At 63.4% G+C, this 25,083-nt stretch carries 27 protein-coding genes; 16 read left to right on the top strand and 11 right to left on the bottom strand.

Going from position 1 to position 25,083, the window contains the following annotated elements:
• The first annotated feature begins 20 nt into the window (after positions 1–20).
• The 5 genes from ptsP to AC0Z42_RS16335 all read left to right on the top strand — a co-directional run bounded on the left by ptsP (position 21) and on the right by AC0Z42_RS16335 (position 5,615).
• Positions 21–1,763, top strand: coding sequence for a phosphoenolpyruvate--protein phosphotransferase (gene ptsP / locus AC0Z42_RS16355; protein ID WP_485469248.1), 1,743 nt, complete (start codon positions 21–23; stop codon positions 1,761–1,763).
• A 131-nt stretch (positions 1,764–1,894) separates the two neighbouring features.
• Complete coding sequence (gene metX / locus AC0Z42_RS16350; RefSeq protein ID WP_485469247.1) at positions 1,895–3,094, top strand: homoserine O-succinyltransferase MetX; 1,200 nt, start codon at positions 1,895–1,897, stop codon at positions 3,092–3,094.
• Complete coding sequence (gene metW, locus AC0Z42_RS16345; protein WP_094443154.1) at positions 3,091–3,705, top strand: methionine biosynthesis protein MetW; 615 nt, start codon at positions 3,091–3,093, stop codon at positions 3,703–3,705. The genes metX and metW overlap by 4 nt, the downstream gene beginning before the upstream one ends.
• 113 nt (positions 3,706–3,818) lie before the next feature.
• A complete protein-coding gene (locus AC0Z42_RS16340; protein ID WP_485469246.1) occupies positions 3,819–4,724 on the top strand; it encodes a M48 family metallopeptidase in 906 nt (301 codons plus the stop codon).
• A gap of 3 nt (positions 4,725–4,727) precedes the next feature.
• Positions 4,728–5,615: a pseudouridine synthase gene (locus tag AC0Z42_RS16335; RefSeq protein ID WP_485469245.1), complete on the top strand. Its 888-nt coding sequence runs from the start codon at positions 4,728–4,730 to the stop codon at positions 5,613–5,615.
• Positions 5,616–5,618: 3 nt separating this feature from the next.
• Here the strand turns inward: AC0Z42_RS16335 and AC0Z42_RS16330 are convergent, their stop codons facing one another.
• Positions 5,619–6,395 (bottom strand): exodeoxyribonuclease III, encoded by a 777-nt coding sequence (locus AC0Z42_RS16330; protein WP_485469244.1) that lies wholly within the window; start codon positions 6,393–6,395, stop codon positions 5,619–5,621.
• 90 nt (positions 6,396–6,485) lie between these two features.
• On the opposite strand from AC0Z42_RS16330, the gene pyrE reads away from it, so the two are divergent.
• Positions 6,486–7,148 (top strand): orotate phosphoribosyltransferase, encoded by a 663-nt coding sequence (gene pyrE / locus AC0Z42_RS16325; RefSeq protein ID WP_485469243.1) that lies wholly within the window; start codon positions 6,486–6,488, stop codon positions 7,146–7,148.
• Between the two features lie 8 nt (positions 7,149–7,156).
• On the top strand, positions 7,157–7,483 hold the full coding sequence (locus AC0Z42_RS16320; RefSeq protein WP_485469242.1) for a low molecular weight protein tyrosine phosphatase family protein: 327 nt from the start codon (positions 7,157–7,159) through the stop codon (positions 7,481–7,483).
• Here AC0Z42_RS16320 and AC0Z42_RS16315 read toward each other — a convergent pair.
• Together AC0Z42_RS16315 and AC0Z42_RS16310 are read right to left on the bottom strand one after the other, a co-directional pair.
• On the bottom strand, positions 7,419–7,685 hold the full coding sequence (locus AC0Z42_RS16315; RefSeq protein WP_485469241.1) for a GNAT family N-acetyltransferase: 267 nt from the start codon (positions 7,683–7,685) through the stop codon (positions 7,419–7,421). The two genes, AC0Z42_RS16320 and AC0Z42_RS16315, sit on opposite strands and share 65 nt — an antisense overlap.
• Positions 7,673–8,416: a sulfite exporter TauE/SafE family protein gene (locus AC0Z42_RS16310; RefSeq protein ID WP_485469240.1), complete on the bottom strand. Its 744-nt coding sequence runs from the start codon at positions 8,414–8,416 to the stop codon at positions 7,673–7,675. The genes AC0Z42_RS16315 and AC0Z42_RS16310 overlap by 13 nt, the downstream gene beginning before the upstream one ends.
• A 125-nt stretch (positions 8,417–8,541) precedes the next feature.
• On the opposite strand from AC0Z42_RS16310, the gene AC0Z42_RS16305 reads away from it, so the two are divergent.
• The 3 genes from AC0Z42_RS16305 (at position 8,542) to AC0Z42_RS16295 (ending at position 10,201) form a co-directional block, all read left to right on the top strand.
• Positions 8,542–9,438, top strand: coding sequence for a LysR family transcriptional regulator (locus AC0Z42_RS16305; RefSeq protein ID WP_485469239.1), 897 nt, complete (start codon positions 8,542–8,544; stop codon positions 9,436–9,438).
• 75 nt (positions 9,439–9,513) lie between these two features.
• Entirely contained in the window at positions 9,514–9,705 is a 192-nt protein-coding gene (locus tag AC0Z42_RS16300; protein WP_065308202.1) for a YqaE/Pmp3 family membrane protein, read from the top strand.
• A gap of 25 nt (positions 9,706–9,730) precedes the next feature.
• The gene (locus AC0Z42_RS16295; protein ID WP_485469238.1) at positions 9,731–10,201 is read left to right on the top strand and encodes a carboxypeptidase regulatory-like domain-containing protein; all 471 of its coding nucleotides are present in this window, start codon (positions 9,731–9,733) and stop codon (positions 10,199–10,201) included.
• Between the two features lie 2 nt (positions 10,202–10,203).
• Here AC0Z42_RS16295 and AC0Z42_RS16290 read toward each other — a convergent pair whose 3' ends face one another.
• The 6 genes from AC0Z42_RS16290 to gatC all read right to left on the bottom strand — a co-directional run bounded on the left by AC0Z42_RS16290 (position 10,204) and on the right by gatC (position 16,452).
• Positions 10,204–11,250, bottom strand: a complete 1,047-nt coding sequence (locus tag AC0Z42_RS16290; RefSeq protein ID WP_485469237.1) for an oxidoreductase — start codon at positions 11,248–11,250, stop codon at positions 10,204–10,206.
• Between the two features lie 72 nt (positions 11,251–11,322).
• Positions 11,323–12,570 carry a M56 family metallopeptidase gene (locus AC0Z42_RS16285; RefSeq protein WP_485469236.1) on the bottom strand — a complete coding sequence of 416 codons (1,248 nt, stop codon included), beginning with the start codon at positions 12,568–12,570 and terminating at the stop codon, positions 11,323–11,325.
• Positions 12,567–12,950: a BlaI/MecI/CopY family transcriptional regulator gene (locus AC0Z42_RS16280; protein WP_485469235.1), complete on the bottom strand. Its 384-nt coding sequence runs from the start codon at positions 12,948–12,950 to the stop codon at positions 12,567–12,569. The genes AC0Z42_RS16285 and AC0Z42_RS16280 overlap by 4 nt, the downstream gene beginning before the upstream one ends.
• 179 nt (positions 12,951–13,129) lie before the next feature.
• On the bottom strand, positions 13,130–14,590 hold the full coding sequence (gene gatB, locus AC0Z42_RS16275) for an Asp-tRNA(Asn)/Glu-tRNA(Gln) amidotransferase subunit GatB (protein ID WP_485469234.1): 1,461 nt from the start codon (positions 14,588–14,590) through the stop codon (positions 13,130–13,132).
• 22 nt (positions 14,591–14,612) lie between these two features.
• A complete protein-coding gene (gatA, locus tag AC0Z42_RS16270; RefSeq protein ID WP_485469233.1) occupies positions 14,613–16,097 on the bottom strand; it encodes an Asp-tRNA(Asn)/Glu-tRNA(Gln) amidotransferase subunit GatA in 1,485 nt (494 codons plus the stop codon).
• 52 nt (positions 16,098–16,149) lie between these two features.
• Positions 16,150–16,452 (bottom strand): Asp-tRNA(Asn)/Glu-tRNA(Gln) amidotransferase subunit GatC, encoded by a 303-nt coding sequence (gene gatC, locus AC0Z42_RS16265; RefSeq protein WP_485469232.1) that lies wholly within the window; start codon positions 16,450–16,452, stop codon positions 16,150–16,152.
• A 351-nt stretch (positions 16,453–16,803) separates the two neighbouring features.
• Here gatC and AC0Z42_RS16260 point away from each other — a divergent pair, with 351 nt between their 5' ends.
• From AC0Z42_RS16260 to AC0Z42_RS16235, 6 genes are all read left to right on the top strand, one after another.
• Positions 16,804–17,847: a rod shape-determining protein gene (locus tag AC0Z42_RS16260; RefSeq protein ID WP_010393186.1), complete on the top strand. Its 1,044-nt coding sequence runs from the start codon at positions 16,804–16,806 to the stop codon at positions 17,845–17,847.
• A 105-nt stretch (positions 17,848–17,952) separates the two neighbouring features.
• On the top strand, positions 17,953–18,996 hold the full coding sequence (mreC, locus tag AC0Z42_RS16255) for a rod shape-determining protein MreC (RefSeq protein ID WP_485469231.1): 1,044 nt from the start codon (positions 17,953–17,955) through the stop codon (positions 18,994–18,996).
• Positions 18,993–19,505: a rod shape-determining protein MreD gene (mreD, locus tag AC0Z42_RS16250; protein WP_485469230.1), complete on the top strand. Its 513-nt coding sequence runs from the start codon at positions 18,993–18,995 to the stop codon at positions 19,503–19,505. The genes mreC and mreD overlap by 4 nt, the downstream gene beginning before the upstream one ends.
• A 12-nt stretch (positions 19,506–19,517) precedes the next feature.
• Positions 19,518–21,485 (top strand): penicillin-binding protein 2, encoded by a 1,968-nt coding sequence (gene mrdA / locus AC0Z42_RS16245; protein ID WP_485469229.1) that lies wholly within the window; start codon positions 19,518–19,520, stop codon positions 21,483–21,485.
• 8 nt (positions 21,486–21,493) lie between these two features.
• Positions 21,494–22,609 carry a rod shape-determining protein RodA gene (rodA, locus tag AC0Z42_RS16240; protein WP_485469228.1) on the top strand — a complete coding sequence of 372 codons (1,116 nt, stop codon included), beginning with the start codon at positions 21,494–21,496 and terminating at the stop codon, positions 22,607–22,609.
• The gene (locus AC0Z42_RS16235) at positions 22,609–23,649 is read left to right on the top strand and encodes a septal ring lytic transglycosylase RlpA family protein (protein WP_485469227.1); all 1,041 of its coding nucleotides are present in this window, start codon (positions 22,609–22,611) and stop codon (positions 23,647–23,649) included. The genes rodA and AC0Z42_RS16235 overlap by 1 nt, the downstream gene beginning before the upstream one ends.
• On the opposite strand, the gene AC0Z42_RS16230 is transcribed toward AC0Z42_RS16235, so the two are convergent.
• Positions 23,650–24,342: an SPOR domain-containing protein gene (locus AC0Z42_RS16230; RefSeq protein WP_485469226.1), complete on the bottom strand. Its 693-nt coding sequence runs from the start codon at positions 24,340–24,342 to the stop codon at positions 23,650–23,652. It lies immediately after the preceding gene.
• Positions 24,336–25,082 (bottom strand): type III pantothenate kinase, encoded by a 747-nt coding sequence (locus AC0Z42_RS16225; RefSeq protein WP_485469225.1) that lies wholly within the window; start codon positions 25,080–25,082, stop codon positions 24,336–24,338. The genes AC0Z42_RS16230 and AC0Z42_RS16225 overlap by 7 nt, the downstream gene beginning before the upstream one ends.
• Position 25,083: the final 1 nt, after the last annotated feature.

Genomic DNA, 25,083 nt, shown 5'->3' with positions numbered 1-25,083 from the left:
GTCTTCCCACAGGTCACCCCATGGCTTCTTTCACGCTCCACGGCATTCCGGTTTCGCGCGGCATCGCCATCGGCCGCGCGCACCTGCTGGCGCCAGCAGCGCTTGACGTCAAGCACTACCTGGTCGCCCAGGAGCAGATCGAAGCCGAAGTGCTGCGCCTGCAAAATGCGATCGCCGCGGTCCACAAGGAATTGCAAACCCTGTGGAACGAGCTGCCGAAAGACGCCCCTACCGAGCTGGGCGCCTTTATCGACGTGCATGCGCTGATCCTGTCCGACCCGATGATTTCCGAAGCGCCACTCGACATCATCCGTTCGCGCCACTACAACGCCGAATGGGCGCTGCTGACGCAGATCGATGAATTGTCGGCCCAGTTCGACGAAATCGAAGATCCCTATCTGCGCGAGCGCAAGGCCGACATCCAGCAAGTGGCCGAGCGGGTGCTGAAAGTACTGCTCGGCACCGAGCAGCTGCTGCCCAAGGCGGCCGCCGAAGATGAATTCACGGCACAGATGATCGTGGTCGCGCATGATATCTCGCCGGCCGACATGCTGCAGTTCCGCGACCGCTCGTTTGTCGGTTTCATTACCGACGTCGGCGGGCAGAACTCGCACACGGCGATCGTTGCGCGCAGCCTCGACATTCCGGCGGCGGTCGGCATGTCGCAGGCCTCGACCCTGATCGAGCAGGACGACTGGCTGATCATCGACGGCGATGCCGGCGTGGTGATCGCCAACCCCAGCCCGCTGGTGCTGGAGCAGTACCGCGAGCGCCAGGTGGCGATGCAGCGTGCGCGCAAAAAGCTGGGCAAGCTGAAAAAAACCCCGGCCGTCACCAAATGCGGCACCGCCATCACCCTGCTGGCCAATATCGAATTGCCCGACGACTGCCCGTTCGCGCTGGAGTCCGGCGCGGTCGGCGTGGGCCTGTTCCGCTCCGAATTTCTGTTCATGGGCCGCGCCCACAAGATTCCATCGGAGGACGAGCAGTTCGAGGCCTACCGCCAGACCGTGCAGTCGATGAAGGGCAAGGTGGTGACCATCCGCACGCTCGACATCGGCGCCGACAAGCCGCTCGACCAGTCCGACCATACGGCGCTGAACCCGGCGCTGGGCCTGCGTGCGATCCGCTATTGCCTGGCCGAGCCGCAGCTGTTTCTGACCCAGCTGCGCGCAATTTTGCGCGCTTCGGCCTACGGCAAGGTGCGCATTTTGATCCCGATGCTGGCGCATGCCTTCGAGATCGATCAGTCGCTGGCCATGATCGCGCAGGCCAAGGCCGCCTTGCGCGAAGAAGGCATCAAGTTCGACGATGCGGTTGAAGTGGGCGCCATGATCGAGATCCCGGCCGCGGCGCTGGCACTGCCGATGTTCGTCAAGCGGCTCGATTTCCTGTCGATCGGCACCAATGACCTGATCCAGTACACCCTGGCGATCGACCGCGTCGACTACGAAGTGGCGCACCTGTACAACCCGCTGCATCCGGCGGTGCTGCAACTGATCTCGATGACGATTGCCGCCGGCCACAAGGCGGGCATCGACGTCGCCGTGTGCGGCGAGATGGCGGGCGATGTCAAGCTCACGCGGCTGCTGCTGGGCCTGGGCCTGCGCGAGTTTTCCATGCATCCGGCCCAGCTGCTGGCCGTCAAGCAGGAGATCCTCAATAGCGATCTGGCGCTGATTGCGCCACAAATGCGCAAAATCATGCGGTCGATGGAGCCAAATGTGATCGCCGAAGCTGTCGAACAACTGCAGCTGATGTAAACTGTCGTTTCAACACCAGCAGGACGCATTGCGCGCGGCAAGATGCGTCCTGCTGAAGCTGCGGAGCCTTTCATCGCGACTCCGCATCAACCATGGCCCGCGGGGCCGCCCCCTAGATAAACCGACACACCATGTCATCCATTGGAATCGTATCGCCGCAAACCATGTATTTTGCGCAACCCCTGCAGCTGCAAAGCGGAGCATCGCTGCTGGACTATATGTTGATGTATGAAACCTACGGCACCCTGAACGCCGACAAATCGAACGCAGTGCTGGTTTGCCATGCGCTCAACGCCTCGCACCACGTGGCTGGCACCTATGCCGGCGACCCGAAAAGCACCGGCTGGTGGGACAATATGGTCGGTCCCGGCAAGCCGCTCGACACCGACCGCTTCTTCGTCATCGGCGTCAATAATCTGGGCTCCTGCTTCGGCTCGACCGGCCCGATGCATGTCAATCCGGCCACCGGCAAGCCGTATGGCGCGACTTTTCCTGTCGTGACGGTGGAAGACTGGGTCAGCGCGCAGGCGCGCCTGGCCGATGAATTGGGCATCACACAGTTTGCCGCCGTGATGGGCGGCTCGCTGGGCGGCATGCAGGCGCTGGCCTGGAGCATCATGTACCCGGAACGCTTGCGCCACTGCGTGGTGATCGCCTCGACGGCCAAGCTGTCGGCGCAGAATATCGCCTTCAACGACGTCGCCCGGCAGGCCATTTTGTCGGACCCCGACTACCGTGGCGGCGATTTTTATGCCTACGGCGTGGTGCCGAAGAACGGCTTGCGCGTGGCGCGCATGGTCGGCCATATTACCTATCTGTCGAATGACGACATGGCAGAGAAATTCGGCCGCAAGCTGCGCGACGCGGCGCAGACGGGCGACTATAAATTCGGTTTCGGCATCGACTTCGAGATCGAATCGTATCTGCGCTACCAGGGCGACAAATTCTCCGAGTATTTCGACGCCAATACCTATCTGCTGATTACCAAGGCGCTCGATTATTTCGACCCGGCGCGCGCCCACGGCGGCAACCTGGCCAAGGCATTGGCAGGTACCAAAGCCAAGTTCTTCCTGGCCTCGTTTTCCACCGACTGGCGTTTTTCGCCCGAGCGCAGCCGCGAAATCGTCGAGGCACTGGTGTGCAACCGGCGCCAGGTGACGTATGCCGAGATCGATGCGCCGCACGGCCACGACGCCTTCTTGCTAGAAGACGCGCGCTACATGAACATGGTGCGCGCCTATTACGGCCAGGTGTGGAACGAGATCGAGGCTGGCGTCCCGGCCGCCGTACAGAACACTGCCGTGCGCCAGGGCACGAAGGAGACCGCATGAATTTCGAAGAACTGAGCGCGCTGCGCCCCGACCTGGCCTTTATCGCCCACTGGGTGCCGGACCAGGCCCATGTGCTTGACGTCGGCTGTGGCGACGGCGTGATGCTCGAATACCTGCAGAGCAGCGGCAAGGGCTGCAGCGGCTACGGCCTGGAGATCGCCGACGACAAGGTGCTGGCCAGCACCCGCCGCGGCGTGCAGGTGATCCAGCAGGACATGGAAAAGGGCCTGGCGATCTTCGGCGACAACAGTTTCGACACGGTGCTGTGCCTGTCGTCACTGCAGATGATGAAGCAGGTCGAGCCGCTGCTGCGCGACATCGTGCGCGTCGGTACCGAGGCCATCGTCTCGTTTCCGAATTTCGCCTACTGGCCGCACCGCGTGTCCTTGCTCAAGGGCCGCATGCCGGTGTCCAAATCGCTGCCCTACCAGTGGTACGATACGCCCAACGTACGTTGCGCAACCATCAACGACTTCCGCGAACTGGCCGAGGAATGCGGCCTGGAAGTGATCGATTGCGTGGCCCTGGCCGAAGGCAAGATGGTGTCCGTGCTGCCGAACCTGCGCGGTGACCTGGCGGTGTTCCGCCTGCGCAAGAAGGCCGTGCACTGAGACCATGCTTGCATGTTGGTTTAGTGCAAGGTGGTGGCCAAACTGTATGCTAATGTGCAAGATTGGCCCGCCATCGCGGGCACTGTTAACCCTGTTTCATGGAGCCTGATCAAATGACGCCAACCACCACTACTTTCAAACGTCTTGCCATGGCCGCCAGCCTGTGCGCGGCCACTGCGTTCGCGCCGCTGCCGGCGCTGGCGCAGGCCGTGGTCCAGGACGGCATCAAGGTACGTCCGCTGTCGAGCACGCGGATGTTCGCCGGCGGTGTCGATTTCAATGAACAATCGAAGCAGCAATATACGCAGCTGGTCAACGAAGCCAAGGAAAAAAACGCGCTGGTGCCCGACAGCGACCCGCAGGTCAAGCGCCTGCGCGCGATCGCCCAGCGCATCATCCCGTTCGCCACGCGCTGGAACGAAGCTTCGGCCAACTGGAACTGGCAGATCAACCTGCTCAATTCCGACCAGGTCAACGCCTTCTGCATGCCGGGTGGCCAGATCGCTTTCTACAGCGGCATTATCACCAAGCTGAACCTGACCGACGACGAAGTGGCCATCGTCATGGGCCATGAAATTTCACATGCGCTGCGCGAGCACTCGCAGGCGCAGGCCGGCAAGGGCAACCTGGCCGCCGTCGGCTCGAAGCTGGTCGGCGCCGGCCTGTCGGCCTGGCTGGGCGTGGACCCGAACATCACCGGTACCGCCACCAATATGGCGGCGCAGGGCGTGATGCTGAAGTTCTCGCGCGACGACGAGCGCGAAGCGGACCTGATCGGCATGGACCTGGCCGCACGCGCCGGTTTCGACCCGCGCGCCGGCGTCATCCTGTGGCAAAAAATGGCCGCGCTGAACAAGGGTGCGCCGCCGGAATTCCTGTCGACCCACCCGTCGGGCAAGGACCGTATTTCACAGATGAACAGCCATATGGCGCAGGTGCTGCCGCTGTATGCGCGCAGCAAGGGTGTCTCCGTCAACGACTTGCCGGCCTACCGCAGCAACGCCGTCGCCTCGCGCTAAGACATGACGGCACCACCACTGCCAATGCGCGATGGCGTGGCCGCCAGCTATCTGTGGCTGCCCGAGGGGCAGTGGCCGGACATGCTGGCGTTTCTGCTTGAGCGCTATCCGCAGATCAGCGCGGCGCAGTGGCAAGACCGCATGGCGCGCGGCGAGGTGGTCAACGGCGACGGCGAGCGCTTGCTGCCTGCCAGCCCGTTCCGGCGCGGCATGCGCATTTTTTATTACCGCGAACTCGAACGCGAAACGCCGATACCGTTCCAGGAGCAGATCCTGTTCGAAGACGAAAACCTGGTGGTGGTCGACAAGCCGCATTTTTTGCCGATGACGCCAGGCGGGCGCTTCGTGCAGGAGACCTTGCTGACGCGGCTGAAGAAAAAACTCGATTGCGCCGAGCTGACGCCAATTCACCGCCTTGACCGCGAGACGGCCGGGGTGGTGATTTTTTCACGCCGGCAGGCCAGCCGCGGCGCGTATCAAACGCTGTTCCAGCGCCGTGAAATCAGCAAGGTGTATGAAGCGCTGGCGCCGCGCCTGCACGGCCGCGATTTTCCGTTCACCTACCGCAGCCGCATGGTCGACGGCGACAAGTTTTTCATCATGCGCGAGGAAGCGGGCGAGCCGAATTCGGAAACCATCATCGACATCATCGAAGAACGTGGCGAGCTGGCCCTGTACCGCCTGCAGCCGCACACGGGCCGCAAGCACCAGCTGCGCGTGCACCTGGCCGCGCTGGGCATCCCCATCGTCAACGATGCGTTTTATCCGCTGGCGCTGCCATGCAAGGAAGACGACATGTCGCAGCCGTTGCAGCTGCTGGCGCGCGCGATTTCCTTTGCCGATCCCTTGACGGGCGAGCTGCGCCGTTTTGAAAGCCGGCGCAGCCTGTAGAACTTACGCGCGGATCGTGTAATCGATGATCAACGGCGCGTGATCGGAAAACTTCTCGTCCTTGTACACGCTGACGGTATGCGCCTGGGCCGCAATGCCGGGCGTCGCCACATGGTAATCGATGCGCCAGCCGACGTTTTTCGCGTAGGCCTGGCCACGGTTGCTCCACCAGGTGTACTGGTCTTCGCGCTTGTCGAGGCCACGGTGCACGTCGACAAAGCCGACTTCATCGAATACGCGCGTGAGCCATGCGCGCTCTTCGGGCAGGAAGCCCGAATTTTTCTTGTTGCCCTTCCAGTTCTTCAGGTCGATCTCGTGGTGGGCGATATTCCAGTCGCCGCAGATCACCACTTCGCGTCCCAGCGCCTTCAATGTCAGCAGGTGCGGCAAAAACACCTCCATGAAGCGGAACTTGGCTTCCTGGCGTTCAGGGCCGGACGAGCCGGACGGGCAGTAGACGGAAATCACCGACAGGTTGCCGAAATCGCAGCGCACATAGCGGCCTTCGGCGTCGAATTCAGGGCAGCCGAAACCGATATGCACGGCATCCGGTTCCACCTTGCTGTACACGCCGGTGCCGGAGTAGCCCTTCTTTTCGGCGTAGTGGAAATGGCCATGGTAGCCGTGCGGATTGAGGAATTCCGGCGTCATGTCGGGCAGTTGCGCCTTGAGTTCCTGGACGCAGATGAAGTCGGCCGTTTGCGTGCCCATCCAGTTGAAAAAGCCTTTTTTGGCGGCGGAACGGATGCCGTTCAGGTTGGCGGAGATAATTTTTGGCATGGTCAGAATGCAGGTGGGCGGCAAACGCAGCGATTGTCTCGCCGTAGCGCGCGGATTAAAATACAGGCACTTTTAAAAAATGAGGCTCATGTGAATAATTTACGCCAGCAGTTTATCGCGTTTTCGGTATCCAAGGGAGTCTTGCGGTTCGGCGAGTTCACCACCAAGGCCGGCCGCCAGTCGCCGTACTTCTTCAACGCGGGCCTGTTCCATGACGGCGCCACCCTGGCCGAACTGGCCCAGTTCTACGCCCAGACCCTGCTCGACTCGGGTGTTGAATTCGACATGCTGTTCGGCCCCGCCTACAAGGGCATCACGCTGGCCTCGGCCACCGCCGTGGCGCTGGCCGGCAAGGGCCGCAACACCTCGTTCGCCTTCAACCGCAAGGAAGCGAAAGACCATGGCGAAGGCGGCACCATCGTCGGCGCCAAGCTCCAGGGCAAGGTCGTCATCATCGACGACGTGATCTCGGCCGGTACTTCGGTGCGCGAATCGGTGGACATGATACGCGCCGCCGGCGCCGAACCGTGCGCCGTGCTGATCGCGCTGGACCGCATGGAACGCTCGGGTCCGGACGGCCAGCTGTCGCCAAGTTCGGCAGTGCAGGAAGTGACGAAACAGTATGGCATTCCCGTCATCTCGATCGGCAACCTCGATGATTTGTTCGGCTACCTGAACGGCGCCGGCGCCGATCCGGAACTGCTGAAGCACAAGGAAGCCGTTTCCGCCTACCGCGCCCGCTACGGTATCTGAGTGCGCGCTTGAACGTTCTTTTTGTCTGCAGCCGCAACCAGTGGCGCAGCCCGACGGCGGAGCGGGTATGGCGCCGCCATCCGGCGCTGTCGGTGCGCTCGGGCGGCACCAGTTCGAATGCGCGCCACCCTGTCAGCGAACACGATGTGGGCTGGTGCGAGATCATCTTCGTGATGGAAGAAAAGCACCAGTCGCGCCTGCGCGCGCAGTTCGGCCGCCTGCTCGAGGGCAAAACCATCCACGTGCTCGATATTCCCGACGATTACAAGTTCATGCAGCCGGAACTGGTCGAGCAGCTTGAATCGTCGGTAGCCTCGATACTCGGCCTGGAATAAGCGCCTGCGGATGGCGCTGTCGCAGCGCCTGCAGCAGCGCGCCGCCGATGCCACGGCGGCGAAACGGTGGCTTGACGAACACCATGTTGACCGTGACTGCACATCCCACGACGCTCAGATCGAGCATGCCCACCTGCTCGCCGTCGACCCAGGCGCACAGTGTGCATACACCCTGCCATGCGATGTGGATCACCCCAGCCATGGCTTCACCGCCGAATGCAGGCCCAGCGCAAACAGGCCGACAAAAAAGCATTTCCTGAACAGCTCCGGCGCGATGCGCCCGCGCAGCCACTGGCCGGCCAGCATGCCGCCCAAGGCCGGCAGCAGGGCCAGGCCCGAAGCTTTGGCGTCACCCAGGTGAAAGTCTCCATGCAGCGCCAGGCTGGCCGCCAGCGCCAGAGTCGACGCGGTAAACGCCAGGCCCAGCGCCTGCACCAGTTCATCGCGTTTCAGCCCCAATCCTTGCAGATACGGCACGGCCGGTATCACGAACACGCCGGTGGCGGCTGTCACCAGTCCGGTTGCCGCACCGACCAGTGGCGCCAGCAGGCGCTCATGGCGCACCGCCACCACCAGCCGCAACGAACACAGTCCCGCCAGCGCATAGGCCATCAGCGCCACGCCCAGCGCCACCACTGTCCAGGTCGCGCTGTCACGCGGCAGCAGTGCACCCCCAAGCAGCGTGCCGGCCATAGTCCAGGCCAGCAGGGGCCATAGCCGCCGCAGCAGCGGCATCACGCCGGGACCTGCCGCCAGCTGCCACACGTTGGTGACCATCGACGGCACGATCAAGAGGGCCGCTGCCTGCACCGGCGGCATGACCAGGCTGAGCAGGCCCATGGCCACCGTCGGCAGGCCCAGGCCCACTATGCCCTTGACGAAGCCAGCGAGGATAAAGCTGGCGCCTACGGCCAGCAGGAACGAAGTCTGCATGATCTGTTTCAAGAGTAAATATGGGACGATTTTGCGCGCAGCCAGCGGCCGTGCAAAGCGGGATTTGGCAGCGCCAGCCTGAGGCAAAAACGAAGGCTGCTATGATCTGTGCAGGAGGTAGCATCATGCGTTTTGATCTGGTCGATTTGCAGCTGTTCGTGCACGTGGTGGAAGCTGGCAGCCTGACGGCGGGCGCCGCGCGCAGCCACTTGGCGCTGGCGTCCGCCAGTGCGCGCGTGCGCGGCATGGAGGATGCTCTCGGCATGCCGCTGCTGCTGCGCGGGCGGCGCGGCGTACAAGCCACGCCGGCCGGCCAGACCCTGCTGCACCACGCGCGGCTGGTGTTGCAGCAAATGGAAAAGCTGCGCGGCGATCTCGGTGAATTTGCGCGTGGCCTGAAAGGGCAGCTGCGCCTGCTGTGCAATACCTCGGCGCTCAGCGAGTTTTTGCCCGAAGCGCTGGGCACTTTCCTGGACCGCCATCCCAACCTTACCATCGACCTGGAAGAGCGCCTCAGCTACGATATTGTCAAGGGCGTCTCGGAAGGGCTGGCCGACATGGGCATCGTCTCCGATTCGGTCGACATGCGCGGCTTGCAGACGTTTTTGTTCCGGCCCGACCGCCTGGTGGCGATTGCGGCGGCCGACGGCGTGCACCACCGCGCCCTTGGCCAGGATGGCGCGGTCGATTTTGCCAGCCTGCTGGAACACGACTTCATCGGCCTGGCCGACGACAGCGCGCTGCAGCAATACCTGGGCCTGCACGCGGCGCGTATCGGCCGGCCGCTCAAGGTGCGCGTGCGCCTGCGCAGTTTCGACGCCGTCTGCCGCATGGTCGCCAGCGGCGTGGGCGTCGGCGTAGTGCCGCAGGCGGCGGCGCGCCGCTGCCAGCAGACGATGGCGCTGCGCTGCATGGCATTGCTTGACCCCTGGTCGGTGCGCAACCTGACGATCTGCGTACGCCAGTTCAGCGAACTGCCGCTGTACGCGCGCCAGCTGATCGAGCATCTGAAGGCCAAGTAGTGTGCGATGGCGCGCGGACACGGCCTGCAAGCGGACCTATAATGAATTCACTAATGCACAACCAAGGAAAAGACCATGCGTTTATTGATTGCCCTGATTTTTCCATGGCTGACCTTTTTTACCATCGGTCGCCCGATCGCCGGCATCATTTGCCTGATCCTGCAAATCACCCTGATCGGCTGGCTGCCGGCCACCATCTGGGCCGTGTATGCACTGAGCCAGTTCAAGACCGACCAGAAGATTGCCGAAGCCACGCGCCGGTATTAAACCAACCTGACCTGAGGAGACTCCCATGCAAAGCCATCGACTCGCCCTTGGCGCCACCGCGGTACTGAACGCGATTGTATTGTCTGCCGTCATGCTGCACGTGCCGGCCCATGCGCAGGCCGAAGGCGCGCTGCCGGCCGTGCAGAAAAGCGGTGCGGTCGAGTATGTGAGTGGCGGCGTGGGCCTCGACGAATCGACGGCCTTCAAGAGCGCCAGCGGCCAGTGGCCTTTGAGCCTGGTGTTTTCCGTGCAGGCCGACGCGCGCGCGCAGTTTGCCTCGGACGTGAAGCTGGAAATCCACGACGCGAAAGGCGCGCTGGCGCTGGACGTCACCGCCACCGGCCCGTACCTGCTGGCGCGGCTGGCGCCCGGCAGCTACACCCTGCGCGCCACGCTATCGGGCAAAACTCTGACGCGCAAGGTGCAGGTGAAACAGGGTGCTTCGGCCCGTGTGGAGCTGGTCTGGCCGGCCGGCACCAACCAGAGCGCTTCCTAGCACTACGCTGCCGCCGATACCTTCAGCACGCGGCCTTCACTTGAGCTTTGCAGCGCCAGTTCGATCAGCCTGATCGTCAGCAGCGCATCCTCGGCGGCCACCGGCGCCGGCTTGCCGTTGCGGATGGCGTCGGCCATGCCCTGGTAGAAGTCCTGGTAGCGGCCCGGCTGCAGCTGCAGATGCTCGAACTGGCCGTCCGGCTGCGTGCCCAGGTGCAGCGCGCCGCGCACGCCATCCTCGCCCCAGCCCGGCTGGCCCGGCCTGCCGCCAGCCTTTAACGCATCTTCCTGCGGATCGAGGCCGAATTTCACGAAACTGCCGGCGTCGCCATGCACGGCAAAACGCGCCGTCGGCGCCTTGACCAGGCAACCTGCCTGCAGCACCACGCGCAGCCGGTCGTAGTACAACACGATATGCATGTAGTCGACCGCCTCGGCGCCATCGCGCTGCAAGGCGATATCGGCATACAGTTTTTCCGGCACGCCGAACAGCTGAACCGCCTGGTCCAGCATATGCGGACCCAGGTCGTACAGCAGGCCGCCACCGGGCGCGGCGGACTCGCGCCAGCGCTGGCGGATCTCGGGGCGGAAACGGTCGAAATGCGATTCAAAGCTGGTCACGCGGCCCAGGGTGCCCTGTTCCAGCAGTGATTTCAATGTGAGGAAATCGCCATCCCAGCGGCGGTTGTGGTACACGCTCAGCACCAGCTTGCGCTCTCGCGCCAGGGCTATCAGCGTCTGGGCTTCCACGCTGGTAATCGTGAACGGCTTGTCGACCACCACGTGCTTGCCTGCCTGCAGGGCCGCTTGCGCCAGGCTGAAATGCGCTTCGTTGGGGGCGGCGATCACCACCAGTTCGATGGACTCGTCGGCAAACAGCTGCGCCGGATCGGCATACACGGTGGCGTCTGGCCAGTCCTTGTGCACCAGTTCGGGCTTGCTGGAAGCGACCGCCGCCAGTTCCAAGGCGGCGATGGTGGACAGGACAGGAGCGTGGAAGGTGGAGCCGGCAAAGCCGTAGCCGACCAGGCCGGTTTTGATTTTTTTCATGGCAAATTCACTGTAGTGGAGATGCCATGATCATACCTTCAAGTGTCGCCGGTCATCTCAAACTGGTCCCGATTATTCAAGTGACCAGACATACTGGATCCGTACCGGCGAGCTGATCTGCTTGCCGGCGGCGAGCGCCGGTTTGAACGTGCATTTGGCAATCCCGCTGCGCGCGGCCTCGTCCAGCGCCGGGTAGCCACTGCTGCTTGCCACGCTCGAATTCTCGACCTTGCCGGCTGCAGTGACCTGGAATGACAAGTTGACGGTGCCGGTTTGCTTCGCCTGCAGTGCGGCGGCGGGCCAGGTCGGCTTGGCACAGGTGCTGAAGTCGAGCACTGGAGGGCGATCTGCCTGGGTAGGCTTGTCGGCGGCCACCGCCTGGCCATAAATGCCCAGGCAGGCGCCCGCCAGGGCCAGCAGCGGCACGGCCGCCTTCCAGTTCAGTGCTTGTGGTGCAGGGCGCAGCAATCGTGTGATACGTGACATAAGATCTCCTCCGTTGGCCGCGACGGCCAGGTGGTGGGTGGAGAACTGGAGACGCTCCAGTTCGGAAAGTGCAAGAGCCAGGCGCCGCGGTTCGCCCAGTTGTCTTGCCGCGAAATCGTCTGCAATATGTTCGCGCTCGATGCGCACGCCGCGTGAAATCCACCAGACGGCAGGGTGGAAGAACAGCAGCGCCTCGATCACGTTTTGCAGCAGGTTGAACAGATAATCATGGCGGCGCACATGCGCCAGTTCATGCGCCAGCAGCGCCGACAGCAAATCTGGCGGCATGCCGGTAATGAGCGAGGCCGGCACCAGCACCACCGGGCGCCAGATGCCGGCCGCCAGCGGACTGGCGATACCGTCAATCACGCGCAGCCGGATGGCACGCGTGATGCCGGCCTCCAGCGCCATGCCGCTCAGGCGCGCCTGCCACTGCGCATTCCGGCCAGCCGACTGGCTGGCGCTGCGCTCTATCCACAGCATGCCCAGCGCCATGCGCAGGGCCAGCAGGGCGGCGCACAGGGCCCAGACGCCGACCACGGCGCGCAGCAGCAGCGGCAGGTCGGGCAGGCTGTCGGGCGCCAGCAGCGCGGCCGGCAGCAGCCCGCCCGCATATATGTCCACCGCGCTGGCGTTGCCCGCCAGGCGCAGATACAGACCGAGGGCTGGCCAGCACAGGCACGCCAGCAGGGCGCCGCAGCCCACCGCGTAGCGCGCTTCGGGGCGTGCATTGCGCAAGGCGGCCAGGGCCAGCGCGGTGGCGCCGGCGATCAACAGGCCTTGCCACAGGAAGTGCAGCAAGGTCCAGCCCAGCGCCTGCACCAGGGCGTTCATGACTGCTCGTCCTTGAGCATTTTTTCAATCTCTTCGCGCTCGGCGCGCGATACGCCGGTGCGCAGCGCCGCCAGCACCAGCGCCTTGGCCGAGCCGGCAAACGCCTTCTGCATCAGGTCTTTCAGCAGATTGGTGCGCAGGCTGTCCTGCGCCTGGGCCGGTGCATACACGTGCGAGCGCGCGCTTTCGTCGCGGATCAGCAGGCCCTTGCCATGCATGATCTGCATCAGGCGCAGCACGGTGCCGTAGTTGATCGCCGGCTTGTCCACCGCCATCGCCTCGTGCACCCGCTTGGCGGTGGCCGCGCCCAGTGGCCACAGCGCTTGCAGCAGATCGAGTTCGGCTGCCGTCGGTTTCGGGATAGCGGGAGTCTTGGCCATGCTGTTTTCCTCTTGCCTGATATTCAATAAGGCAAGATTAAACGTTGTAGACAAAAATGTATACTTTAATTTTCAATGGTGCTGAAATGCCCTCGCATGAAGGTGAAGCCACCAGACAAAGCTGTCTGTGAGACGAAAAAAAGGACGCCGAGGCGTCCTTTTGTGATGATGCAAGCTGATCAAGCTGCCAGCTTGGCCTTCAGCAATTCCGTCAGCTGGGCCGGGTTGGCCTTGCCTTTCGATGCTTTCATGGCCTGGCCGATCAGCGCATTGATGGCCGCTTCCTTGCCGGCGCGGTATTGCTCGACCGACTTGGCGTTGGCCGCCAGGACTTCGTCGACGATGGCTTCCAGAGCGCCCGAGTCCGAGATCTGTTTCAGGCCCTTGGCGTCGATGATGGTGTCGACCAGGTTCTCGTCAGTCGATTTGGCTTCCCACATGCCGGCAAAGACCTCTTTTGCCGCCTTGTTGGAAATCGTGCCGTCGGCGATGCGTTTCAACATGGCGGCCAGCTGGGCTGGCGAGACTGGCGCCGCGTCGAGGTCGACGCCTTCGCGGTTGACGGTCGAGGCCACATCGCCCATCAGCCAGTTGGCGGCGGCCTTGGCGTTGTCCTTGCCGGCCTTGTCGACCACGGCGACGAAATAGGTGGCCATCGCTTTCGACTGCGTCAGCACCAGCGCGTCGTAGTCGGGTAGCGCGTATTCGCTGATGAAGCGGGCGCGCATGGCGGCCGGCAGTTCCGGCATGGCCGCTTTGACGCGGGCGATCCATTCCGGTGAAATGACCAGCGGCGGCAGGTCCGGGTCGGGGAAGTAGCGGTAATCCTGCGCGTCTTCCTTGCTGCGCATTTCGCGCGTTTCCTTGCGGTCCGGGTCGTACAAGCGCGTTGCCTGCACCACCTTGCCGCCGTCTTCGATCAGTTCGATCTGGCGCCGCACTTCGACGTGCACGGCTTCTTCGATAAAGCGAAACGAGTTCAGGTTCTTGATTTCGCAGCGGGTGCCGAATTCCTTCTGGCCCACCGGGCGCACCGACACGTTGACGTCGCAGCGGAACGAGCCTTCCTGCATGTTGCCATCGCAGACGCCCAGCCACATCACCAGCGAATGCAGTGCCTTGGCATAGGCCACGGCTTCGGCGGCGCTGCGAATTTCCGGTTCCGAGACGATTTCCAGCAGCGGCGTGCCGGCGCGGTTCAAATCGATGCCGCTCATGCCGGCGTAGTCTTCATGCAGCGACTTGCCGGCGTCCTCTTCCAGGTGGGCGCGCGTCAGGTTGACGGTCTTGGTGACGAATTCGCCATCCTTTTCGTAGCCGAAGGTCAAAGCGCCGCCGATCACCACCGGGTCTTCGAACTGGCTGATCTGGTAGCCCTTGGGCGAATCCGGGTAAAAATAGTTCTTGCGCGCGAAGACCGAATGCGGCGCAACAGTGGCGCCGACGGCCAGGCCGAAACGGATGGCGCGGTCGACCGCCTGCTTGTTCATCACCGGCAGCACGCCCGGCAGCGCCAGGTCGACCGGGCTGGCCTGGGTGTTGGCCTCGGCGCCGTATTTGATCGGCGAACCGCTGAAAATTTTGGAGTCGGTCGTGAGCTGCACGTGGTTCTCAAGACCGATGACGACTTCCCATTGCATAGTGTTCTCGTTTCTTTTTTAGTTAAACGCCGGCAGGCGCGCGCGTGTGCCAGTCCGTTACCAGCTGGTACTGGTGGGCCACGTTCAGCAGCTTGGCTTCGCCAAAGTAATTGCCGATGATTTGCAGGCCGACCGGGCGCTTGCCGTTCTTGTCGCCCGCGCCGAAGCCGCACGGGATCGACATGCCTGGCAGGCCGGCCAGGCTGGTCGACAGGGTGTAGATGTCGGCCAGGTAGTTCGCCACCGGGTCGTCGGTCTTGTCGCCCAGGTCCCAGGCCACAGTCGGCGCGACCGGTCCCATGATCACGTCACAGACCGCATTCGGGCCGTTCAGCACCGCCTCGAAGTCCTGCGCGATCAGGCGGCGGATCTTTTGCGCCTTCAGGTAGTAGGCGTCGTAATAGCCGTGGCACAGCACATAGGTGCCGACCATGATGCGGCGCTTGACCTCGGCGCCAAAGCCTTCGGCGCGGCTTTTCTTGTACATGTCCTGCAGGTCCTTGTAGGCGCTGGCGCGGTGGCCGTAGCGCACGCCGTCATAGCGCGACAGGTTGGACGACGCTTCGGCCGGCGCGATCATATAGTATGCCGGTATCGACAGTGCGGTGTTCGGCAGCGAGATATCGACCAGGATTGCGCCCAGTTTTTCGTATTGCGCCAGCGCGCCGCGCACGGCCGCTTCCACGTCGCCGGCCAGGCCGTCGCCAAAATACTCGCGCGGCACGCCGATGCGCAGGCCGCTCAATGGTTGTTCGAGCTGGCGCGTAAAGTCTTCGGCCACGCCGCCCTGTTCCGGCGTCAGGCTGGTTGAATCGCGCTCGTCGAAGCCGGCGATCACGTTCAGCAGCAGCGCGCAGTCTTCGGCGGTTTGCGCCATCGGGCCGCCCTGGTCCAGCGAGGAGGCAAACGCGATCATGCCGAAGCGCGACACGCGGCCATAGGTTGGCTTGATGCCGGTGATGCCGCAAAACGCGGCCGGCTGGCGGATCGAGCCGCCCGTATCGGTGCCGGTGGCCGCCGGCGTCAGGCGCGCGGCAACGGCGGCGGCCGAGCCGCCGGACGAGCCGCCCGGTACGGCGGTCGTGTCCCACGGGTTTTTCACGGCGCCGAAGGCCGAGTTTTCGTTACCCGACCCCATGGCGAATTCGTCGCAATTGACCTTGCCCAGGCTGACCATGCCGGCGGCCAGGCATTTTTCCACCACCGTGGCGTCAAACGGGCTGACATAGTCGGCCAGCATCTTCGAGCCGGCCGTGGTGCGCCAGCCTTTGGTGACAAACAGATCCTTGTGGGCGATCGGCACGCCGGTCAGGGCGGTCGCGGTGCCGTTGGCGATGCGCGCATCGGCTTGTTCGGCCTGCGCCAGGGTCAGCGCACGGTCGACGTGCAAAAAGGCGTTCGAGCCGTCGGCGGCGATGCGGTCGAGGAAATGCGTCGCCAGTGCCACGGCGGAAATTTCCTTGTTCTGCAAGAGCGCGGACAGCTGTTTGATGGATTTTGTATGCATGGCGTTTCTAGTGTGGTGTATTCGGCAAATGGGCGAGTGAGCTGGCGCTGCTTTATTCGATCACTTTGGGGACCAGATAAAGCCCATCCTGGACTTTCGGCGCCACCGCCTGGTAGTCCTCGCGGTGGTTGCTTTCCGTGGCCCGGTCTTCGCGCAGGCGCAGCGCGATATTGTCCATATGGGCGGCCAGCGGATGGCTCAGGGGCGCCACGCCATCGGTATTGACGGCCTGCATTTGTTCTGCCAGCGCAAAAATTTTATTCAATTGTTCCAGGGACGTGGCGGCCTGGTCGTCGGCCATGTCAAGTTGTGCCAAATGGGCAATGCGTTTTACATCGGAGAGTGTCAGGGACATGGCGAAAGGTGCGCGGGGCACGCAATAAGTATTAAGTTGGCGCTTTGATAAAACGCGGGTATTTACTGCTCTTTTGCTCACAAAAACTCGGGAATGCCGCCTAATTCGCGGCGGCCGGGGTCGCACTTTTCCATGGTTTTTGGGCAAATCGCATTCAAATTATAAGGTAGAATGGCGGGTTAATGCGTTGCCGGCGCCGATGGACTGCTGCCGCAGCATAGAAACGATTGCGCAAGCGCCAAGCGAACCGCCGAAAAACGCCTGCATGGGTTTTCGAAGGAGCCTGAAAGCGCCCGCTTTGAAACTCCCCATAAACAGCTTTTGCGCAGCTCGATGCGCTACAGGACACTCATGTTTGGTTTTTTACGCAGGTATATCTCCACCGATCTGGCCATTGACTTGGGCACGGCCAACACTCTGATCTATGTACGCGGCCTGGGCATCGTCCTTGACGAACCGTCGGTCGTCGCGATCCGCCAGGAAGGCGGCCCGAACGGCAAGAAGACCATCCAGGCAGTCGGCAAGGAAGCCAAGCAGATGCTGGGCAAGGTACCGGGCAATATCGAAGCGATCCGTCCGATGAAAGATGGCGTGATCGCCGACTTCACCGTCACCGAACAGATGCTCAAACAGTTCATCCGCATGGTGCACGATTCGAAATTCTTCCGTCCGTCGCCGCGCATCATCATCTGCGTGCCGTGCGGCTCGACCCAGGTGGAACGCCGCGCGATCCGCGAATCGGCGCTTGGCGCCGGTGCTTCGCAGGTCTACCTGATCGAAGAACCGATGGCCGCGGCCATCGGCGCCGGCCTGCCGGTGTCGGAAGCGACCGGCTCGATGGTGGTCGACATCGGCGGTGGCACCACGGAAGTGGGCATCATTTCGCTGGGCGGCATGGTCTACAAAGGTTCGGTGCGCGTCGGCGGCGACAAGTTCGATGAAGCCATCGTCAATTACATCCGCCGCAACTACGGCATGCTGATCGGCGAACAGACGGCCGAAGCGATCAAGAAGGCCATCGGTTCGGCCTTCCCGGGTTCGGAAGTGAAAGAGATGGAAGTCAAGGGCCGCAACCTGTCCGAAGGCATTCCGCGCTCGTTTACCATTTCGTCGAACGAGATCCTCGAAGCGCTGACCGACCCACTGAACAATATCGTCTCGGCCGTGAAGAACGCGCTGGAACAGACGCCGCCGGAACTGGGCGCCGACATTGCTGAAAAAGGCATGATGCTGACAGGTGGCGGCGCGCTGCTGCGCGACCTGGACCGCCTGCTGATGGAAGAGACCGGCCTGCCGGTGCTGGTGGCCGAAGACCCGCTGACCTGCGTGGTGCGCGGTTCCGGCATGGCGCTGGAGCGCATGGACAAGCTCGGCTCGATCTTCTCCTACGAGTAATCGGATCAACGGCCGGAAAGCGGGTTTCCGGCGTTGGTTTAGGCGCCGGCATGTGGCCGGGGCCCGCACGTTGGCGCTCTGCGCCTGGCCTGATTATTGGAAGTCATGGAATACAGTCCTCCGCCACTTTTCAAACAGGGCGCCTCCGCCCGCGTCAAGATGATGGTGTTCGCCGGCATTTCGATCGCCTTGCTGCTGGTCGATTCGCGCATGCACGCGCTGACCGCCGTGCGCCAGGCGGTCGGCACCGTGCTCTATCCGGTGCAGATGGCGGCGCTGGTGCCGCGCGACGTGGCGCTTGGCGTCGGCACGTATTTTTCGTCGTTGTCGGCGCTGGAAAAACAGGTGCGCGACCTCAAGCACGAACAGATCGCCTCGGCGCAGATCCTGCAGCAGGCGCAGCTCAATATCGTGGAAAACAACCATCTGCGCAAATTGATGGAAGCGCGCGAGCGCGTGCCGGTCAAATCCATGCTGGCCGAAATCCTGTACGACACGCGCGATTCGGCGACCCGCAAGATCGTGCTCGACCGCGGCATCCAGCACGGCGTCGAGCTGGGCCGGCCCGTGATCGACAACCTGGGCGTGGTCGGCCAGGTCACGCGCGTGTTTCCCTTTACTTCGGAAGTGACCCTGCTGACCGATGAAGAGCAGGCGATTCCGGTGCAGCTGCTGCGCACGGGCGTGCGCAGCGTGGCCTATGGCCGCGGCAAGTCCGGCACCATGGAGCTGCGCTTTACCGAACCGACGGCCGACATCCAGATCGGCGATATCGTGATTACTTCCGGCCTCGACGGCCTGTACCCGGCCGGCCTGGCCGTGGCGCGCGTGACCCTGGTCGAGCGCAATGCGCACGGGCCGTTCGGCCGCGTGGTGTGCCAGCCGCTGGCCGGTATCGAGCGCAATACCCAGTTGCTGATATTGACCAGTTCGCCCGACATTCCACCGCGCCCACCGGTCGAAGAAATCAAGGTCGGCCGCAAGATCGCAGGCAAGATGGCGCCGATCAAGGATACGCCCAAGCCGGCCGCCACCCCCGCCACCACGCCCGCCGCGCCAGGCACCACACCGGCAGCCACCGCACCGGCACCGGCAACCACGGCGCCGGCCGCCAAGCCCGCCACCGCGCCGACGGAGACCACGCGATGAACCGCCCGCATTACATCCTGTTGCCGGTCAGCCCCCTGTTCATCGGCTTTTCGCTGCTGTGCGCGTTCCTGCTGAACCTGCTGCCCTGGGGCCATTTCGTCGGCGTGCCCGATTTCGTCGCGCTGGTGCTGGTCTTCTGGGGCATCCACCAGCCGCGCAAGGTCGGCATTGGCGTGGCGTTTTTCATGGGCCTGATGATGGACGTGCACGATTCGACACTGCTGGGTGAAAATGCGCTGGCCTATACCTTGCTGTCGTATTTCGCCATCATGATGCACCGCCGCGTGCTGTGGTTCCCGGTCATGACGCAGGCGCTGCACGTGCTGCCGCTGCTGCTGCTGATACAGGCGCTGCAACTGGTGACGCGGCTGATCGTGTCGGGCCGTTTTCCGGGCTGGCTCAATTTCATCGAAAGCTTTATCGCCGTGATCCTGTGGCCGATCATCACCTGGATGCTGCTGGCGCCGCAGCGCCGCGCCGTGGACCGCGACCATAACCGGCCGATCTGAGCCTGACCTGTCATGACCGAACTTAAAAACACCGAGCGCGAACTGCATTTCTTCCGGCTGCGCCTGACAATACTGGGCGCGCTGGTCTTCGTCTGCTTTTCGCTGCTGCTGGCGCGCTTCATCTGGCTGCAGGTGATCAAGCATGAAGACTACGCCACCAAGGCCGAGGACAACCGCATCGCGCTGGTGCCCATCGTGCCCACGCGCGGCCTGATTCTGGACCGTAACGGCGTGGTCCTGGCGCGCAATTATTCGGCGTTTACCCTGGAAATCACGCCGTCCAAGCTGAGCGCCAGCCTCGACTCGGTGATCGACGAACTGGGCACCCTGATACAGATCGACGTCAAGGACCGCCGCCGCTTCAAGAAACTGCTGGAAGAGTCGAAAAACTTCGTCAGCGTGCCGCTGCGCACGCGCCTGACCGACGAGGAAGTGGCGCGCTTCTCGGCCCAGCGCTTCCGCTTTCCCGGCGTCGAGGTGCAGGCGCGCCTGTTCCGCCAGTATCCGATGGGCGAAGTGGCCTCGCACGTGGTGGGCTTTATCGGCCGCATCAATCGCAATGAGTCGAAGGCGCTGGAAGAGGGCGACGACGCCGCCAATTACAACGGCACCGACCATATCGGCAAGGAAGGCCTGGAAAAAAGCTACGAAAAGCAGCTGCACGGCACCACCGGCTACGAAGAGGTGGAAGTGTCGGCCGGCGGGCGCGCCATGCGCACCCTGTCGCGCACGGCCGCCGTGCCAGGCAATAACCTGATCCTGTCGATCGACATCGAGCTGCAGAAAGTGATGGAAGAGGCGTTCGGCGAATGGCGCGGCGCGGCCGTGGCGATCGACCCGGCCACCGGCGACATCCTGGCCTATGTCTCCAAGCCCGGCTACGATCCGAACCTGTTCGTCGACGGCATCGACCAGCAAAGCTGGAACGAACTCAATACCTCGCTGGACCGGCCGATGGTCAACCGGCCCTTGTCGGGCACTTATGCACCCGGTTCCACCTTCAAGCCCTTCATGGCGCTGGCCGCGCTGGAACTGGGCAAGCGCACGCCGAGTCAGGCTATCTCCGACCCGGGCTTTTTCATGCTGGGCGGGCATATGTTCCGCGACGACAAGGTCGGCGGCCACGGCACCGTCGACATGCACAAGTCCATCGTTGTGTCGTGCAATACCTATTATTACCAGCTGGGCCGCGACATGGGTATCGACGCCATTCACGACTTCATGAAGCCGTTCGGTTTCGGCCAACTGACGGGCATCGACCTCAATAACGAGAAGACCGGCGTGCTGCCGTCGACCGAATGGAAGCGCAACCGCTTCAAGACGGCGCAGCAAAAGAAATGGGTGGGCGGCGACACGATTTCGGTCAGCAACGGCTCGGGCTACAATTCCTATACCCCGCTGCAGATCGCCCACGCCACGGCGACGCTGGCCAATAACGGCGTGGTGATGAAGCCGCACCTGGTGAAGATCATCGAAGACCCCGCTACCCGCGCGCGCACCCTGACGGTGCCCAAGGAAAGCTACCGGATTCCTTTGAAACAGGAAAACATCGACACCATCAAGCGCGCCATGGTCGGCGTGACCAGCGAAGCGGGCGGCACGGCAGCGAAAATCTTTACCGGCGTGCAGTACACGGTGGGCGGCAAGACCGGGACCGCGCAGGTGGTGGGCATCAAGAAAAACGAGAAGTACAATGCCAAGCTGCTGGCCGAACGGCTGCGCGACAATGCCTTGTTTACCGCCTTTGCGCCGGCCGACAAGCCGCGCATCGCGATGGCGATCGTGGTGGAAAACGCCGGTTTTGGCGCCGGCGTGGCCGCGCCGATCGCGCGCAAGGCGCTCGACTATTACCTGCTGGGCAAGCGCCCGGGCGAAAAGGAGAGGGACACCACCAAGGTGCCGAAGGAAGATGTCGACGAGGTGCGCACGCTCGAAGAAATCACCGATGAACAGGCTGGCACGCCGCCTGCCAGGCAATAAGGAACTGCATGTCGATTAACGAAAGGCGCTCGCTGTGGCGGCGCGCCAAGCCCTATCTGGCGGTATTCGATCCGCCGCTGATGCTGATCATCCTGATGCTGCTGGCAACCAGTTTGCTGACGCTGGCGTCGGCCAGCCTGGGCATTCCGGGCAAGATCGAAGACCACCTGCGCAATATCGTGCTGTGCTTCTTCGTGATGTGGCTGACGGCCAATGTCACGCCGCAGATGATGATGCGCATCGCCGTGCCGGCGTACACGATCTCGGTGCTGCTGTTGATTGCCGTGGCGCTGTTCGGCACCATCAAGCTGGGCGCGCGGCGCTGGCTGCATATCGGCGTGATCGATATCCAGCCTTCCGAATTTTTGAAGATCGCCGCGCCGCTGATGCTGGCGTGGTTCTTCCAGCACAATGCCGGTGCGCTGCGCTGGAAGTCTTTCGCGATTGCCGCCGTGCTGCTGCTCGCGCCCGTGTACCTGATCGCGCGCCAGCCCGACCTGGGTACGTCGCTGCTGGTGGTGGCGGCCGGTTTTACGGTGATTTTCCTGGCAGGCCTGCCGTGGCGTATCATGCTGGGGCTGGTGATTGTCGTCAGCTGCTATCTGCCGATTGCCTGGTCGCACATGCATGACTACCAGCGCGACCGCGTGATGATGCTGATCGACCCCACCAAGGACCCGCTGGGCAAGGGCTTTCACATCATCCAGTCCATCATCGCCATCGGTTCGGGCGGCATGACGGGCAAGGGCTGGACCCATGGCACCCAGGCCCACCTGGAGTTCGTGCCGGAACGCACCACCGACTTCATTTTCGCCGTGTATTCCGAAGAGTTCGGCCTGGCCGGCAATCTGATCCTGATGCTGATGTATTTGCTGCTGGTGGGCCGCGGCCTGATGATTGCCGCCAACGCCCCCAGTTTTTTCACTCGCCTGCTGGCAGGAGCGATTACCATGATTTTCTTTACTTACGCCTTCGTCAACATGGGCATGGTCAGCGGCATCCTGCCGGTGGTCGGCGTGCCTTTGCCTTTCCTCAGCTATGGCGGCACCGCCCTGATCACGCTGGGCGTGGCCACCGGCATCCTGATGAGCATACAGCGCCACCGCAAGCTGGTGCAGACCTGATGCGCGCGCCCTTCGATCGCCTGTATGCGCGTGGGGTTGGCCTGGCCGTCCTGCTGACCCTGGCCGCCTGTGGCACGGCGCCGCAAAAGCCCGATAACGTCAAGATGCCGCATGGCGGCAAGGTCAAGATTCCGGTGCGCCAGGACCCGACCCTGCCGGCCTTGCCGGCCGCCAGTTCGGGCCGTGGCGGCTACTACAAGGATGACGGCCCGGGCGACAATCCGCCGGCCAACCTGCGCGACGTGCCCGACGCGGAAGTGCGCAACGAGCCATATTCCACGCGCTCGAACCGCCCCTATGTGGTGTTCGGCAAAACCTATACGCCGATCACCGGCAACGAGCCGTTTACCCAGCGCGGCACGGGCACCTGGTATGGCAAGAAATTCCATGGACAGCGTACCTCGTCGGGCGAAATCTACGATATGTACAAGATGACGGCGGCCCACCCGACCCTGCCGATACCGTCGTATGCACGCGTGACCAGCATCGACAGCGGCGAGCAGGTCATCGTGCGCATCAACGACCGCGGACCGTTCCACGCCACGCGCGTGATCGACGTGTCGTACACGGCGGCGCTGAAACTGGGCTTCCTCGGCAAGGGCAGCCACCAGGTAATCGTCGAGCGGCTGCTGCCGGCCGATATCGACGCCATCCTGGCCTCGCGCGCAGCGCCGAAACCGGTGCCGTCAGTTGTCGCCAGGTCGATCGACACGCCGGCTGACAGCGAGCCGGAAATGCGCGCCGTAGTGCAGCCGGAAATCACCGCCATGCTCGACGCGACCGTCGCGGCGCCCGCGCCAACGGCGCTGGCCACCGGTTTTTATCTGCAGCTGGGCGCCTACTCGCGTCTTGATAATGCCGAAGAGGGCCGCACGCAGCTGGCGCCGTATGCGCAAACACTGGGCACGCTGGACGTGGTGCCGGCCGGCCCGCTGTTCCGTTTGTACGGCGGGCCGTTTGGCAGCCGCGCCGATGCGGCGCGCGCGGCGGCCAGCCTGCCGGCATCGGCCGGCGTCAAGCCGATAGTGATCGAACGCTAGTTATTTGCAGCTGCGCAGTTCCTGTTCCTCGAACTGCTTCGTGATCTCGGCCAGCCGCGTGCGCGTGGCTGTATCGAGGTCGCGGAACTGGTAAGCGAGCTGCTTGCTGGAACTGTAGCGCGGCGCCACGCGGGCGCTGTGCACGCCCTGTTTGTTGAGCGACGCCAGATGGCTTTGCGCGCTTGTTTCGGACTTGAACACGCCCAGTGAAATGCCCCAGCGCTGCGGGCTGCCTTCGCCCATGATAAAGTAATTCGTCACGCCCAGCTGCTTCAGTTCGCCGGCCTTGCGGTCGGCGCCTTCCTTGCTGCCTTGCGGCGGGATATACACCATATAGCTGGAAATATCCTGGCTGGCCACGTTGCGGCGCGACTGGCGCTCGCCCAGCGCCAGTGGTTCCAGCCTGGCTTCAAACTTGCGCGCGTCGGCCAGCACGAAGTTGCCCACTTCGGTGCAGGCATATAGCTGTGGCGCTGCAGCGGCTGGCGCGGGTGCGGGCCCAGCTGCGGTTGGCGGCGCTGCCGGCGCCGTCGCCTGGGCTGGTGTCAGCAAGGTGATTTTGTCGGCGTGCAGCTGGTTTTTCAGGCGCGCCGGTTCGCGCGTTTCGGTGCGAAAGCTGCCCAGGTAGCCCTGGCCGATGGCCAGCACCAGCAGGTTGATGGCGGCCAGCAGCCAGAAGACGAATTTCAGCATGGTTGTGTTCCTTGCGCGCGGTTTGCCCTGGCCGCCGTCTGCAGGCCGAGCATGACGATATTGTCCACCAGTTGAAACGGCAATGCCAGCGTTTGGGCGATGCGCGGCGCGGCGCCGCCCGACAGCAGGCAGCTTTGCGCGCCATGCATGCGCACGGCGCGCTCGATGGCGCCGGTTTGCGCAGCCAGGCAGCCGGAAAGAATCGCGTCGTCGGTATTGTCGGCAAAGCCGGCCGGCAGCGGGGAAGTACTGGCGATCTGCGGCAGCTGCGCCGTATTGCGCGCCAGCGAGCTGGCCATCAGGCCCAGCCCGGGCAGGATCATGCCGCCCAAAAACACGCCGTCGGCCGTGATGGCGTCGATGGTGGTGGCGGTGCCGCAATTGGCGACAATCACGGCCTGGCCTGGCGCCAGCGCATGCGCGCCGATGGCGGCGGCAAAGCGGTCGCAGCCGAGCTGGGCTGGATTGCGATAACCGTTGCGTACGCCGGCCAGCTGCGGCAGCGATATAAAATCATCGGCGGCGACCGGCAGCATGGCGCGCAGGCGCGAACTGATCGATGCACCGGCCACATTCGACAGCAGCGCCTCCGTGACGGCCAGTGGCGCCCACTGCGCGCCCAGGGTATCGAGCTGCGCATGCGCCACCGCGCCGCTGGCCAGCCAGCCGCCCAAGCTGCTGTCGTGTGCCACCAGCGCCCATTTGATGCGCGTATTGCCCGCGTCGATCAGCAGTAGCATG

This window comes from Janthinobacterium sp. 1L-D-8-B-C4, from assembly GCF_057291295.1.
The sequence above is the reverse complement of the archived record's forward strand: the minus strand, read 5'-3'. Positions and strand labels throughout refer to the sequence as shown.